A 13815-nucleotide genomic window follows, 5' to 3' on the forward strand; every position below is an offset into this window, starting at 1 on the left:
GCAGGCGTTCAGAACGCCTTGATGTGGCCGACGATGGCCTGCTCGACCTCATAGGGATCGCGCTCCTCGATCGCCGCCACGATGGCGAAATGGTCGCGGCTGCTCGCCTGCAGCCCTTCCACCGAGCGCCAGCGGCCGGTGGTGAACTGGCCGCTGCGGTTGCGCATCTCGTTGATCGTCTCGCTCAATACGGTGTTGCGTGTGAGCGAGTAGAGATAGGAGTGAAAATTGTGGTTGGCGTGGGCCTGCGCCTGCCTGCCGTCTTCGGAGATGCTGGCTTCGAAGATCAGGGCAAGCCGCCGCAGCTCGGCGATGTCGGCCGCGTCGGCCCGGGCGGTGATGAGGGGGGCCGCGCTGCGCTCGAGCAGTATGCGTACGAACAGCGTCTCGTTTCGGGTCGTCACATCGAGCGTCGCGACGCGGAATCCTGCATTGGCAACGTGATCGACGAGCTTGTCGTTCTTCAGATGGTCCAGTGCGCGGCGGATGTGGAACGGGCTTGCATCATACTGATGCTGCAGTTCGCTCAGCTTCAACCATGTGCCGGGCGCATAGGCGCCAAAGATGATGTCCCTGCGGATCGTGGTGATCAACTGCGCCAGTTGTTCGGCCGCTTCATGTGACTTCGCCATAACGGTCCATTCTGTTCAACGCGCCCATTCTAGGTGGGCGGAAAGGCGAAGGCCAGCGCCAGACAGCGTTGAAGCCATATCTTTCACCGGTTCGGTGGCGACAGCCGCACAGTAACCGCGACGGAAGCATCCGGCGGGCTCCCGCCGACTGCGACAGGATCTGGACGATATCCGGTATCGGCAAGGTTGAGGACGATCGGCATGCGAACGGGGAGAATGGGATGCCAGTCCGGCGACGCGTCAGTCGCCAAACCGCGCATTGGCCAGCAGATAGACCGCGCCAGCCTCGATATCCTTGATGATCGCCGCGCTCGCTGCATCCGCATTGCCGGCTTCAAGGGCAGCCAAGGCATCCTCATGATAGTCGATCGCCAATATGCCGGACAGGTCGCCGTCAAATCCTTCGGCAAAGCGCCGAAGGAAAGGCCCGACCTGCATCCAGAGCGTCTCGATCAGGAAGATCAGCGCCTCGTTGCCGCAATGGCGATAAATCGAGAACTTGAAGTCGTAATTGGCCGCGAGATACTGGCCGATATCGCCCTTGCGTGCGGCTTCGGTCAGTTCGTTGCTAAGGCGGCGGACGGTCCGCAGGTTGTTGCCGTTGAGCAGTGCCGAGGCTCGAGCCGTCGCGCCACCCTCCAGCAACTTGCGGGCATCCGTGAGCTGGCTAAACGCCTCGACCGTCATCACCGGGACTTCCAGGCTTCCGTTGGGCAGCGCATTGAGCGCATGCAGGGCCTGCAGCCGGAGAAGGGCGCTGCGCACCGGCATATCGCTCGTGCCGAGCTCCTTTGCCAGCTTGCGTGACGTCAGCTTCTGCCCGGGCTCGAACTGGCCGGAAATCAGAGCCCGCGCGATCTCGCGATAGACCTTCTCGTGCAGCGGCTCGGTTTCCACGGACGCGAGACCAAACTGTGTCCGTTTCTCCACTTCAGTCTCCATCTCTGTGCCAAGCTGGCCATCATCCAATGACCATGCAATATAACGTTCACACCCCGAGTGCCATCCGTAAGTTCCAGCGAATACACCATATTTGCGCGATCGGTGATCGAGCGACGCGTCACGAAACGGCATGTCGACGCACGGCCTCGCCAAAGGCCGCAAAGATCGCCGCCGATGTGGGATCGCTGCTGACCCAGTATTCCGGGTGCCATTGAACACCCAGGATGAACGCGCCGGTGTCATCCGTCGACACGGCTTCGATGATGCCGTCCTCGGCCAGTGCCTCGACGCGCAAACCGTCCGCCAGCCGATCGATAGCCTGCCGGTGGAGGGAATTGATCTGCAAGGGCGCCGTGCCTGCAATCGCAGCCAGGCATGCGCCGGGCGCCGCGGTCACGGTTTGTCGAATGGCAAAGCGCTCGTCGCGCGTCGCGGCTTCGGGCATCCGGTGGTCAAGCGCTCCGTCGCGCTCCTGGATTTCCGTCTGCAATGTGCCTCCAAGAGCAACATTGAGTTCCTGCATGCCCCGGCAAATTGCCAACACCGGGATGCCACGCGCCAACGCTTTGCGGATAAGCGGCAATGAGGTCGCATCCCGGGCCTGGTCATACGGCCCGTTCGTTTCGCCGGGATCGCCACCGTAGAGACCCGGAAACACATTGGATTTCGACCCGGTGGCGATAAGTCCGTCGACCGCATCCAGCACGCGGTCGAGGTCGAGTGCATCGCCAAGGGCAGGCACCAGCAATGGTGTGACCTGCGCGCCGGCGGCGGCCGCCACGACATATTGCTGCTGCGCAACATGCCATAGCGTGCCGTCGAACTCTCTGGTGTCGCAGGTCATTGCAACAAGCGGCCTGTTCGCGCTCATACGCTTTCCAGATAGGTCTGGTGTTCGAACGGGCTGACATGAGCGGCAAAGATGTCCATCTCCTGCCGCTTGCAGGCCAGCATGGATTGCACCAGCTCCGGTGCGAAGATATCGGCCACCATCGGACCGGCCTCGAAGGCGTCTGCTGCCGCGCGCCAGCTATTGGGCAGCTTCGGCAGGTCGTCGGCATAAGCATCAGCCCGGCGCGGATCGCCCGGCGATATGGTGCGCTCGATGCCGATGAGGGCTGAGCCCAGCATGGCTGCCATCACCAGATAGGGGTTGGCATCAGCACCGGCCACCCGATGCTCGATGCGTCGCGCCTGGTGCGGTCCGCCGGGAATGCGCACGGCAACCATGCGGTTTTCATAGCCCCAGGCGACGGACGTCGGTGCGTAGGAATTGGGGCGCAGGCGCCGATAGGAGTTGTAATGCGGCGCAAAGATCAGTGTGCTTTCCGCCATGCCCGCCAGCATGCCGCCAACCGCATGGCGCATCATGTCCGTGCCCTGGTCGGTGCCGTCATCGAACACATTGTTGCCGTCGCGATCCAGCAGGCTCATGTGGATATGCAGACCGTTGCCTGAGAAATTGCCATAGGGCTTGGCCATGAAGCTGGCCGCAAACCCGTGCTTGCGTGCAATGCCCTTGACGGTGCGCTTGAAAAACACGGCGTCGTCGGCCGCGCGCAAGGCGTCAGGCAAATGGCCAAGGTTGATTTCGAACTGGCCGCTGCCATTTTCGGCGATCGTCGTGTCGACCGGAATGTCCTGCTGTCGGCAAGCGGCATAGACCTCGTGAAAATAGGCCTCGAACTGGTCGAGCTCCTCCATCGCCATGGCGGCAGCCGTGTCGAGGTTGCGGCCGGTGATCGGCGATTTGGCGCCCTTTGGAACATCGCCGCTGGCGTCGACGAGATGGAACTCAAGTTCAACCGCAGTGACCGGCGTCAGGCCAAGGGCCTTGTAGCGCGCCAATACGGCCGCCAATGCCCGGCGCGGATCGCCGAGATAGGGCATACCGGCATCGTCCTGCAACCAGACGGGCAGGAAGGCGGTCGGATGTGCGGTCCATTCCACAGGCAGGATGTTGCGCCCGGTCCAGGCGGCGATGCCGTCGACGTCCCCGGTCTTGAACACCATGGGGTTGTTGTCGATATCGCCGCCCCAGATATCGAGGCCCGCCACGGACAGGGGCATGCGCAGCTTGTTTTCCATGATCTTGATCGCCTGATCCGCCGGAATGCGCTTGCCGCGCATCACCCCGTTCAGATCGCAGGCCGCAGCGCGCACGGTGTGAATGTCGGGCCGGGTCTCCAGCCAGCGCAGGACATCGGAGATCGTCGAAGAAGTGTACATTTTTAGCTCCAGGGCTTGGTCGAGCAGGCAACGCCAGTGACAATGGGCATGTTTCAGTCCTTGAACCGGATCCAGGTGGTCTTGAGCGCGGTGTATTTTTCAGCGGCGTGCCGGGAAAGGTCCCGACCCGAGCCAGACTGCCGGAAGCCGCCAAACGGTATGGCGGGATTGACCGGATCGACGACATTGACGCCAACCACGCCGGCGACGATCTGTTCGGACACCCGATGGGCGCGAGACAGATTGTCGGTCCACACGGACGCGCCGAGGCCATAGACACTGTCATTGGCCAGTGCGATGGCTTCCGCCTCGTCGGCAAAACCGAGAACGGCAAGCACAGGTCCGAAGATCTCCTCGCGGGCGATGACCGCATCCGGCCGCACATCGGAAAAAATCGTCGGTTCGATAAAGCTGCCGCGACCGTTGACGGTCACGGCATTGCCACCGGCGACCAGCGTTGCCTCACGGCACCCGGCCTCGATGTATCTCATGACATTGGCGGCATGTTTTGCCTCGACCATCGCCCCGAGGCGCGACTGCGGATCAAGCGGGTCTCCCGGGCGGTATTGCGCCATTCGCTCTGTCAGCAGATCGAGAAACCTGGCGCGGATCGAGTCTTGCACGATCAGGCGTGATCCCGCCGAGCAGACCTGTCCCTGATTGTAGAGGATGCCTGACACGACCTGATCGGCCGCGGTTTCCAGGTCTTCGCAATCTTCGAAAACGACAACCGGCGATTTGCCGCCGCATTCGAGCCAGACCTGCTTGAGGTTCGAGTCCCCGGCGTAGCGCAGGAACATCTTGCCGACGGCCGTCGAGCCGGTAAAGGCCAGGCAGTCGACATCCATGTGGCGACCCAGCGCCTGGCCCGCCGTTTCTCCGAAGCCGGGCACGACGTTGAGCACGCCCTCCGGCAGCCCGGCCTCAAGCGCGAGTTGGGCGAAGCGCAGAGCGGTCAGCGGCGACTGTTCGGCCGGCTTCAGCACGACGCTGTTTCCGGCGGCAAGCGCCGGGGCGCATTTCCAGATCGCCATGTTGAGCGGAAAATTCCACGGCACCACGGCGCCGACGACGCCGAGCGGCACCCGGCGGATCAGGCCGACATTGCCGACGGGCAGGGGAGCGACTTCGTCATAGGTCTTGTCGACCTCCTCGGCGTGCCACTGCAGGATGTTGATCGCGGTCGGTATGTCATTGCCGGCGGCGTCGCGCACCAGCTTGCCCATGTCGAGCGATTCCATCGCCGCCAATTGCTGCTGTTCGGCATTCAGCAGCTCGGCCAGTTTCAGGAGCACGCGCTTGCGGGCCAATGGGCTCTGGTTGCGCCAGTGGCCAGCATCGAAGCTTCGTCGCGCAGAGGTGACCGCATCGTCGACATCGGTTGCGTCGCCTTCGACAATGTCTGCGAGGGTTTCACCCGTCGCCGGATTGATCGTGGCAAAGCGCTTCCCGGAGCGGGCATCGACTTGCCGCCCGCCAATGATGGCCTGCGTGGGCAGGGGCACGGATTTGGCTGTTTTGTGCCAGTAGCTGCGATCTTCGATGTCTGCAATTTTAGCCATCTATCATTCACCCTGATCTGTAGTTTTTCCGCGCTAATTTTGGTCCGTGTCGAAATTTTATGTCGTTTTTTTAGTGCTTTATGGCATCTAAAAATGAAATTATCAAACATCATTGCGCGATTTGCGATCGCAGTATATTGATACCTTCAGAGCTTGCCAAGCGCCTTGTGTGTGCTGGCTGGCATAATCTTTTCGGCAGCCAGGCGGGGCGGATAGGCAATGGATGTGATGGCAGTTCGCCCCAACCTGATCGGTGGTGCGTGGATCGGCGGCGACGAGGTGCGCGAGAACCGCAACCCTTCCGATATCGATGAGACCGTCGGGCTCTATGCAAGCGGTACGAAAGCCTGCGTCGATGCGGCCGTGGATGCGGCGCGCAAGGCGTTTCCGGCGTGGGCGATGTCGACGCCCCAGCAGCGTTTTGAGATCCTCGATCGTGCCGCGACGGAAATACTGGCCCGGCGTGACGAGCTGGGCGACCTGCTGAGCCGGGAGGAAGGCAAGATCAGCGCCGAGGGGCGTGCCGAGGTGCAGCGCGCCGGCATGGTGTTCAAATACATGGCGGGCGAAGCCCTGCGCAACCCTGGCGACGTGCTGCCTTCCGTGCGTGCCGGCGTCAAGGCGGAGGTCACGCGGGAGCCTGTCGGCGTCATCGGCATCGTGACGCCATGGAACTTCCCGATCGCGATCCCGGCCTGGAAGATCGCCCCCGCGCTCGCCTATGGCAACACGGTGGTGTTCAAACCGGCCGACCTCGTTCCTGCCTCGGCCTGGGCCCTGGTCGATATCCTGCATCGCTCGGGCCTGCCGGCCGGTGTGCTCAACCTGGTCATGGGCCCCGGCCGCGTGGTCGGGCAGGCGATCATGGCGCACCGCGGCGTCGACGCCGTGTCGTTCACGGGGTCGGTCGCGACCGGTCGCGCCGCCATTGCGACGGTCGCCGGGCGCGGCGCGCGCATCCAGGCCGAAATGGGTGGCAAGAACCCCTATGTCGTGCTCGACGATGCCGATCTCGATACGGCCGTCGAAGCCGTTGTCAGCGGGTCCTATTATTCCACCGGCCAGCGCTGCACCGCGTCGAGCCGGATCATCGCGACGAGGGGCATCCATGACCGCCTGATGGATGCGTTGCGTCGGCGGATCGCCGACATTCGCGTGGGTCATGCGCTGGATGCGGCCACTCAGGTCGGTCCCGTGGTCGACGCACGGCAGTTGCAGCAAGACCTCGACTACATAGCGATCGCCAAAGGCGAGGGTGGGATACTCGAGGCCGGTGGCGAACTGGTCGAGCGGCCGACCAGGGGCTTTTTCCTGCAGCCTGCCCTGTTTTCGGGAACGCACAACGCCATGCGGATCAATCAGGAGGAAGTGTTCGGTCCGGTTGCCTGCCTCATTCGTGTCGAGGATTACGAGGAGGCGCTGGCCGTGTCCCAGGATACCGAGTTCGGCCTCTCGGCGGGGATCGCCACGACGTCGATCAAATATGCCGAGCACTTCAAGCGCCATGCCCGCAGCGGCATGGTGATGGTCAACGTACCCACGGCCGGCGTCGACTTCCACGTGCCGTTTGGCGGCACCAAGGCGTCCAACTACGGGCCACGCGAACAGGGTGCCTACGCCAAGGAATTCTATACCACCGTCAAGACGTCCTACGAGGGCTGGTAGGGGCATGGACACCAACCGCGCCCGGCTCGGCAGCATCCATATCTATCCGCTGAAGTCGGCCGGTGGCGTTGCCGTCGCCAGTGCCCGGCTGGAGGCGAAGGGCCTGGTCGGTGACCGTCGGATGATGGTCGTCGATGCGGATGGCGCCGCGCTGACCGCGCGAACGGCGCCGGCTCTGCTGACGGTCAACGTGCAGCTCGATCAGGACGAAGTGGTGCTGACGGCACCGGCAATGGCGCCGTTGACGATAGCGCTGTCGGAGTTGCTCCCGATGGCGCAGCAGACCAGCGTATGGGGCGATGTGGTGGCGACCCTGGATGGCGGCGACGCCGCCTCAGCCTGGATGACGTCGCTGCTCGGGCGTTCGTGCCGCCTGGCTGTCGAACGCTGGGACACCGAGCGGCAAGCGGGGTTGGCTGAGGGCGGTCCGGTGAGCTTCGCCGATACCGCGCCCTTGCTGCTGGTCAATGCCGCGTCGCTTGCCGCAGTCAATGCCCAACTCGAAACCCCCGTCGACATGGCGCGCTTCCGGGGCAATCTGATCGTCGACGGTGCTTCGGCCTTCGATGAAGACGAATGGGACACCATTCGTATCGGCGGTGTCGAGTTTACGGCTGCCGGGCCCTGCGACCGCTGCGTCATGATCACGCTCGATCCCGAAAGCGGCGCTGCCGACCCGGAGCGCGAGCCCCTTTCGGTTCTGGTGCGTCACCGGCGCGGCGCGGACGGCAAGGTCTATTTCGGCCAATTTCTTGTGCCGCGCTCGACCGGTCGCGTGTTCGCAGGCGATCCGATCGAGGTCCTCACCCGCAAGGTGCCGCCCGTCCTGTCCGGGCCGCCGCTCGTCGCGCCGAAATCCTTGGCTCCCCTGGCTCGGCCGGCAGCGAGCGGCAAGCGCTCGGAACTGATGCTGACCTGCGTCGCCCGGATCCGGGAAAGCGCTGACATGACGACCTTTCGCTTTGCCGCGGACCGGCCGGTCGATTATCTGCCCGGGCAGTACATCGCCATCTTCCCGGCGATCGACGGCAAGGAGACGCGCCGGAACTACACGATCTCGTCCTCGCCATCGCGTCCCTCGCACCTTTCCATCACGGTCAAGCGCGTGGCGGATGGCCTCGTATCCAATCATCTGCATGACAATCTGCAGATCGGCGATCGCCTGCGCGCCCAAAGCCCGGCCGGTAAGTTCCACCTCGGCTCCGCCATCGACGGGCACGGCATTCTCATGATTTCGGCCGGCAGCGGCATCACGCCGATGATTGCCATGCTGCGTTACATTGCCGACCACAACCTCGATCGAGATGTCATTTTCCATCACAGTAGCCGCAGCGAAGCTGACCTGCCGTTCCGGCGCGAACTGGAGGTGCTGCGGCGCCAAATGGTCGGATCGCTCACGGTATCCTGGAATGTCACGGGCGAGGGGCGCGGCGCGGGATCTGCCGGCAATATCCATCTCGGGCGCCTCGATATGGCCATGCTGGCCACTGTTGCTCCCGACCTTGGCCGGCGCTCGGTCCTGTGTTGCGGACCGGACGGCTTTCGCGCGCTGGTGCGCGAGCTGCATTCCAGCTGGCCGGCACCGATTTCCGGCCTCTATGCGGAAGAGAGCTTTGGCGGCGGAAGCATCGCAGCAAGCCAGTTGCCGCCGATCGCCTCCTACGACGTCGCTTTCCTCAAGAGCGGCCAGACGTCGCAAGGCGAAGGCGCCCGCACACTGCTCGAACTGGCGCGAGACCGGGGCATCTCGATGTCATCAGACTGCGAGGCGGGCATTTGCGGTTCCTGCCGTTGCCGCGTGCGCTCCGGTCAGTGGCAGCTGGCCGAAAACTGCGCCGATCCGGCTCGAAATGCCCTGTCGGAACAAGACAAGCAAGACGGTTACGTGTTGGCCTGCACCACCAATCCGGTTGGCGTTGTCGAGGTCGAACTCTAGAATTTTGCTTGTCTGAGCATGAACTTTCTTTGGTAGCATTGTGCGATCTGCGATCGCATTATATAGAAGCAATCAGGGATGGTCGGATCTGCAGAAATGCAATGTCCGGTTCGAGGATGGGAGGGTGTGATGGAGAGTGCGTTTGATGGTGCCGCTGCGGGTATCGACCATCTGAAGGAGCAGGATCGCTCTTCCTTCTTCCACCCGTTCACCGCGATCAAGGACCAGCGCGCCGGCAGCCCCATCGTCATGGCGCGGGCCAATGGTTGCTCCATCACCGATGTCGATGGCCGGACCTATCTCGACGGTGCCGCCGGCCTCTGGTGCGTCAATGTCGGCTATGGCCGCGAAGAAATTTCATCCGCTATCGCTGCCCAATCACGCGAGCTGCCGTATTTTCATTCGTTCAACGGCATCAGCAACGCTCCCAGCATTGCCTTGTCCGAGCGGCTGCTGCGTCTGGCGCCCGCGGGCATGAAGCGGGTGTTTTACGGCTCCTCGGGTTCGGATGCCAACGACACGGCCGTCAAGATGCTCTGGAGCTACAACATCTGCCGCGGCAAGCCGGAAAAGCGCAAGATCATCTCGCGCGCTTATGCCTATCACGGCGTGTCGGTCGCCTCCGGCAGCCTGTCCGGCGTGCCGATGGTGCATCAGCATTTCGGCCTGCCGCTGGATTTCGCGCGTCACGTCTCGCGGCCTGACGTCTATCGCGACGCGCCAGCCCGGCAGTGCCGCAGCGAAGTTGAATATTCCGCGCTGCTGGCACGCGAAATCGAGGACATGATCCTTGCCGAGGGCCCCGATACCGTTGCCGGCTTCATCGCCGAACCCGTCATGGGCACGGGTGGTGTGCTGCCGCCGCCCGAGGGCTACTTTCAGGCCATCCGTGCCGTGCTCGACCGCTACGACGTGCGGCTCGTCGCCGACGAGGTCATCACCGGCTTCGGACGCCTCGGCGCATGGTTCGGTTCGCAACTCTACGGCATGCAGCCCGACCTCATCCTGACCGCCAAAGGGCTCACAAGTGGCTATCTTCCGCTGTCGGCGGTGCTGGTCGGCGACAAGATATGGTCGGTTTTCGAGGAGGCCTCCGCCGACGGCCGGGTCTTTGCCCATGGCTTCACCTATTCGGGTCACCCGACCTGTGCTGCGGCCGCCATGGCCAATCTCGACATCCTGGAAAGGGAGGGGCTGGTCGACCGTGTCGCCGAGATCGCGCCGGTCTTTGTGCGTCTGTTCCGCGACACCCTATCCGGGCTGCAACTCGTCGGCGATATCAGGTCCGCCGGATTGATGCTGGGCGTGGAACTCGTCGCCGATCAGGCGAGCAAGGCGGCCTTTTCCCCGGCGCTCAAGGTCGCCGGGCGTGTGTCCCTTGCGGCCCGCCGCCGTGGCAGTCTCGTGCGGGCTCTGCCCAATTCCGACACGATTGCGCTCTCGCCTCCTTTCATCGTCAGCGAGGCAGAACTGGCAGCGCTGGCCGTCGGCCTTGGCGAGGCCATCAATGAGGTCGCCGCCGAACTGCGCGCGGAGGGGCATCTTTGAGCGAGCCCCAATTCCGGTCAGATCGCATTGCGACTGTCGCCATCATCGGCGGCGGTCTCATCGGCGGGTCATGGATAGCGTTCTTTCTCAGTCGTGGCCTGGCGGTGCGCGTCCACGATCCACGACCGGATGCGGAGGCTACCATTCGTCCGATCGTCGAGCGGGCACTGGCGGACCTGGCGCAACTGGCCCCGCTGGCGCCACTGCCGGCGATGTCCGCCGCCGCGCTGGAATTCTGCACTGAGCTCGAGGATGCCGTCGCGCGGGCCGATTATGTTCAGGAAAACGCGCCTGAAGTCCTGGACCTGAAGCGGAGCTTGCTGGCGCGGATCGACGCAGCCGCAGCGCCCGACGTGCTGATCGGCTCAAGCACCTCGTCCTTGCGCGCGACCGATCTGCAGCGCGACTGCAAGCATCCTCAGCGGGTCATGGTGGCCCATCCGTTCAATCCGCCCCATCTCGTGCCGTTGGTGGAGCTGGTGCGCGGCGACAAGACCGCGCCGGAGGCCCAGGACGCCGCCTATCTGTGGTTCGTATCGCTGGGCAAAGCGCCTATCCGCGTCATTAGGGAAGCCCGGGGCCACGTCGCCAACCGAATGAGCTCGGCCCTCTGGCGTGAAGCCGTGCACATTGTCGCCGAAGGCATCGCCAGCGTCGAAGACGTGGACCGGGCGATCCGCTTCGGTCCCGGTCTGCGCTGGGCCGTGGATGGTCCACATATGCTCTATCATCTCGGTGGTGGCGAAGGCGGCATGGCAGACTATCTCGCTCATCTGGGGCCGGCACAGGAGGCCCGCTGGGCCGAGCTGGGTGCGCCGGTGCTCGACGGCCGCACGCGTGAGCTGCTGGTGGCGGGCGTCACCGACGAAGCCGGCAGTCGCTCTATCGCCGACCTGGCGAGTGCGCGGGATCGGAGGCTGATCGCAGTCCTGCAGGCGCTGGACGAAACGTCATGATGACCTTGCCACAGATCATGGTGGCTCCAACGGGCGCCCGCCGCACCAAGACTGACCATCCCCAGCTGCCGATGACGCCGCGCGAGATCGCGCAGACGGCCCGGGCGTGTCAACTGGCGGGTGCTGGTGCAATTCACGTGCATGTGCGCGACGACGCGGGCGGGCACTTGCTTGAGGCTGAGCGCTATCGTCGCGTCATGGAAATGATCGCCGAACAGGCGCCGGGTTTGCTGGTGCAGGTCTCGACCGAAGCGGTCGGGCGCTATGAGCCACCGCAGCAGATCCAGCTCGTGCGCGACCTGCGTCCAGCCGCCATTTCGATTGCATTGCGCGAGATCGCTCCGACCAGCGCGGACGAGATGCGTGCGGCGCAGTTCTATGCCTGGTGCGCCCATGCCGGCATCGCCGTGCAGCATATTCTCTATGACGCCGCGGATCTGCAGCGGCTTGGCGGCATGATCCAATCCGGTGCCGTGGACGGGAGCGGTCTTTCGCTGCTCTACGTTCTGGGACGCTATACGTCGGGTCAGCAAAGCGCGCCTTCGGATCTCGACCCCTTCCTGACGGGTGCATCTCATCTGGCCAAGGCGCCCGATTGGATGGTCTGCGCCTTCGGGCAGGGGGAAACCGAATGCCTGGCGACGGCGCTGCGAGCAGGAGGCAAGGTGCGGGTTGGCTTTGAAAACAACCTGCTTCACGCCGATGGCAGTCTGGCTCCCTCAAATCAATCGCGCGTTGCAGCTATCCGGCAGATCGCCGACACGCTTCCATCAACCCTCCATCAAGGCGTTGCCCAATCATGATCGCCGTCTCAACCCCTTCGCCAAGCTGCCGGCGTTTTGAACTGCTGCGCCTATGCGCCCGCATCGGCTATTCGCCGCCCGTCCATTCCTGAGCGCGCTCCCGACCGATTTTCAAAGATAGCAATCAGGATAATGTGATGACCAAGACCGGTTATTCCCGCCAGCAACTGCAGCAGGCCGACACCCACCACTTGCACCCCTTTACCGACCACAAGGAACTGCGTGCCAATGGCGCCCGCATGATCGTGCGCGGTGAGGGCTCCTATATCTACGATACCGAAGGCCTCGAGCTGCTTGACGGCATGGCCGGCCTCTGGTGCGTCAACGTCGGATACGGGCGCAAGGAACTGGCCAATGCCGCGGCCCAGCAGATGGAAGAACTGCCGTTCTACAATTCCTTTTTCCGGTGCTCGACGCCGGCACCGGTCATGCTGGCCGCCAAACTGACGGAAATCGCCCCTGACAATATGAACCAGGTGTTCTTCGGCACGTCAGGCTCGGAGGCCAACGATACGGCTCTGCGCCTTGTGCGTCACTTCTGGGCGCTCGAAGGCAAGCCGGAGAAGAACATGGTGATCGCCCGTACGTACGGCTATCACGGCTCGACCATTGCCGGCGCATCGCTCAGCGGCATGCCGGACATGCACAACCAGCTCAATGGTGCTGTGCCGAACATCGTCCATGTCATGCCGCCCTATGCGTTCGAGCTGGCAAGGGCCGGTGAGAGCGATCACGATTTCGGTCTGCGCGCCGCCCGTGCCGTCGAGGACGCGATCCTTACGGCCGGAGCAGACAAGGTCGCGGCCTTTATCGGCGAGCCCATTCTCGGCGCCGGCGGCGTCAAGATCCCGCCCGCCAGTTATTGGCCGGAAATCCAGCGCATTTGCGCCAAGTATGACGTGCTGCTGATGCTCGACGAAGTCATCACCGGCTACGGCCGCACCGGCAATTGGTTCGCGGCTCAGACCTTCGGGATCAAGGCCGATACCATCACGACCGCCAAGGCGCTGACATCGGGCTACCAGCCACTCTCCGCACTGCTGGTGGGTGACCGGATCGCCAACACGCTGGTCGAAAAGGGCGGGGAATTCTTCCACGGCTACACCTATTCGGCTCACCCGGTCTGCTGCGCCGTGGCGCTCAAGAACCTTGAAATCATCGAGCGGGAAGGACTGATCGACCGCGTTCGCGAAGATACCGGCCCCTATCTTGAAACGGTGCTCAAGGAGCGGATCGCCAGCCATCCGTTGGTCGGCGAAGTGCGCAGCGTCGGGCTGATGGCGGCGGTCGAACTCGTCAGCGACAAGGCAACCCGCGCGCGTTACATGCCGTCCGGCATCGCCGGCTCCAAGGTGCGCGATTACGCGATCGCCAATGGCTTGATGGTGCGCGCGGTCGGCAGCTCCATCATCATGGCTCCGCCCCTGACCTGGGACCGCGCGACCATCGATCTGGCCGCAGACCGCCTGTCGAAAGCGCTCGATAGCGCCCTGGCCGAGCTGCAGGCCTGAACTGATGCGGGTCGGCCAGGCGCCGGCCCGC

General features: G+C 63.6%; 11 protein-coding genes. 6 read left to right on the plus strand and 5 right to left on the minus strand.

Translation table 11 applies throughout. The features are described from left to right. Positions 1–8: 8 nt before the first annotated feature. From RTP54_RS00495 to RTP54_RS00515, 5 genes are all read right to left on the minus strand, one after another. The gene (locus RTP54_RS00495) at positions 9–632 is read right to left on the minus strand and encodes a GntR family transcriptional regulator (protein WP_112809319.1); all 624 of its coding nucleotides are present in this window, start codon (positions 630–632) and stop codon (positions 9–11) included. Positions 633–872: 240 nt separating this feature from the next. Beyond that, complete coding sequence (locus RTP54_RS00500) at positions 873–1706, minus strand: GntR family transcriptional regulator (RefSeq protein WP_312359993.1); 834 nt, start codon at positions 1704–1706, stop codon at positions 873–875. Further along, on the minus strand, positions 1693–2418 hold the full coding sequence (locus RTP54_RS00505) for a gamma-glutamyl-gamma-aminobutyrate hydrolase family protein (RefSeq protein WP_312359995.1): 726 nt from the start codon (positions 2416–2418) through the stop codon (positions 1693–1695). The genes RTP54_RS00500 and RTP54_RS00505 overlap by 14 nt, the downstream gene beginning before the upstream one ends. A 23-nt stretch (positions 2419–2441) precedes the next feature. Beyond that, the gene (locus RTP54_RS00510) at positions 2442–3803 is read right to left on the minus strand and encodes a glutamine synthetase family protein (RefSeq protein WP_312359997.1); all 1362 of its coding nucleotides are present in this window, start codon (positions 3801–3803) and stop codon (positions 2442–2444) included. 53 nt (positions 3804–3856) lie between these two features. After that, on the minus strand, positions 3857–5365 hold the full coding sequence (locus tag RTP54_RS00515; RefSeq protein WP_312359999.1) for an aldehyde dehydrogenase: 1509 nt from the start codon (positions 5363–5365) through the stop codon (positions 3857–3859). A 228-nt stretch (positions 5366–5593) separates the two neighbouring features. On the opposite strand from RTP54_RS00515, the gene RTP54_RS00520 reads away from it, so the two are divergent. The 6 genes from RTP54_RS00520 to RTP54_RS00545 all read left to right on the plus strand — a co-directional run bounded on the left by RTP54_RS00520 (position 5594) and on the right by RTP54_RS00545 (position 13784). Beyond that, complete coding sequence (locus tag RTP54_RS00520; protein ID WP_312363110.1) at positions 5594–7030, plus strand: aldehyde dehydrogenase family protein; 1437 nt, start codon at positions 5594–5596, stop codon at positions 7028–7030. A gap of 4 nt (positions 7031–7034) precedes the next feature. Then, the gene (locus RTP54_RS00525; protein WP_312360002.1) at positions 7035–8966 is read left to right on the plus strand and encodes an MOSC N-terminal beta barrel domain-containing protein; all 1932 of its coding nucleotides are present in this window, start codon (positions 7035–7037) and stop codon (positions 8964–8966) included. Positions 8967–9095: 129 nt separating this feature from the next. Continuing rightward, complete coding sequence (locus RTP54_RS00530; protein WP_312360003.1) at positions 9096–10514, plus strand: aminotransferase; 1419 nt, start codon at positions 9096–9098, stop codon at positions 10512–10514. Further along, on the plus strand, positions 10511–11470 hold the full coding sequence (locus RTP54_RS00535) for a 3-hydroxyacyl-CoA dehydrogenase NAD-binding domain-containing protein (protein ID WP_312360004.1): 960 nt from the start codon (positions 10511–10513) through the stop codon (positions 11468–11470). The genes RTP54_RS00530 and RTP54_RS00535 overlap by 4 nt, the downstream gene beginning before the upstream one ends. Then, positions 11467–12273 (plus strand): 3-keto-5-aminohexanoate cleavage protein, encoded by an 807-nt coding sequence (locus RTP54_RS00540; protein WP_312360006.1) that lies wholly within the window; start codon positions 11467–11469, stop codon positions 12271–12273. Before RTP54_RS00535 ends, RTP54_RS00540 begins: the two co-directional genes overlap by 4 nt. Before the next feature lie 137 nt (positions 12274–12410). Then, positions 12411–13784, plus strand: coding sequence for an aspartate aminotransferase family protein (locus RTP54_RS00545; RefSeq protein WP_312360007.1), 1374 nt, complete (start codon positions 12411–12413; stop codon positions 13782–13784). The last annotated feature ends 31 nt before the right edge of the window (positions 13785–13815 follow it).

The sequence above is a fragment of the Ensifer sp. genome (genome assembly GCF_031989085.1).
In the GTDB taxonomy this organism is placed as follows: Bacteria; Pseudomonadota; Alphaproteobacteria; order Rhizobiales; family Rhizobiaceae; genus Ensifer.

Bases quoted from the DNA above. Each gene is read 5' to 3' on its own strand.
- RTP54_RS00495 (WP_112809319.1), bottom strand. From the start codon at position 632: ATGGCGAAGTCACATGAAGCGGCCGAACAACTGGCGCAGTTGATCACC.
- RTP54_RS00500 (WP_312359993.1), bottom strand. From the start codon at position 1,706: ATGCCGTTTCGTGACGCGTCGCTCGATCACCGATCGCGCAAATATGGT.
- RTP54_RS00505 (WP_312359995.1), bottom strand. From the start codon at position 2,418: ATGACCTGCGACACCAGAGAGTTCGACGGCACGCTATGGCATGTTGCG.
- RTP54_RS00510 (WP_312359997.1), bottom strand. From the start codon at position 3,803: ATGTACACTTCTTCGACGATCTCCGATGTCCTGCGCTGGCTGGAGACC.
- RTP54_RS00515 (WP_312359999.1), bottom strand. From the start codon at position 5,365: ATGGCTAAAATTGCAGACATCGAAGATCGCAGCTACTGGCACAAAACA.
- RTP54_RS00520 (WP_312363110.1), top strand. From the start codon at position 5,594: ATGGCAGTTCGCCCCAACCTGATCGGTGGTGCGTGGATCGGCGGCGAC.
- RTP54_RS00525 (WP_312360002.1), top strand. From the start codon at position 7,035: ATGGACACCAACCGCGCCCGGCTCGGCAGCATCCATATCTATCCGCTG.
- RTP54_RS00530 (WP_312360003.1), top strand. From the start codon at position 9,096: ATGGAGAGTGCGTTTGATGGTGCCGCTGCGGGTATCGACCATCTGAAG.
- RTP54_RS00540 (WP_312360006.1), top strand. From the start codon at position 11,467: ATGATGACCTTGCCACAGATCATGGTGGCTCCAACGGGCGCCCGCCGC.
- RTP54_RS00545 (WP_312360007.1), top strand. From the start codon at position 12,411: ATGACCAAGACCGGTTATTCCCGCCAGCAACTGCAGCAGGCCGACACC.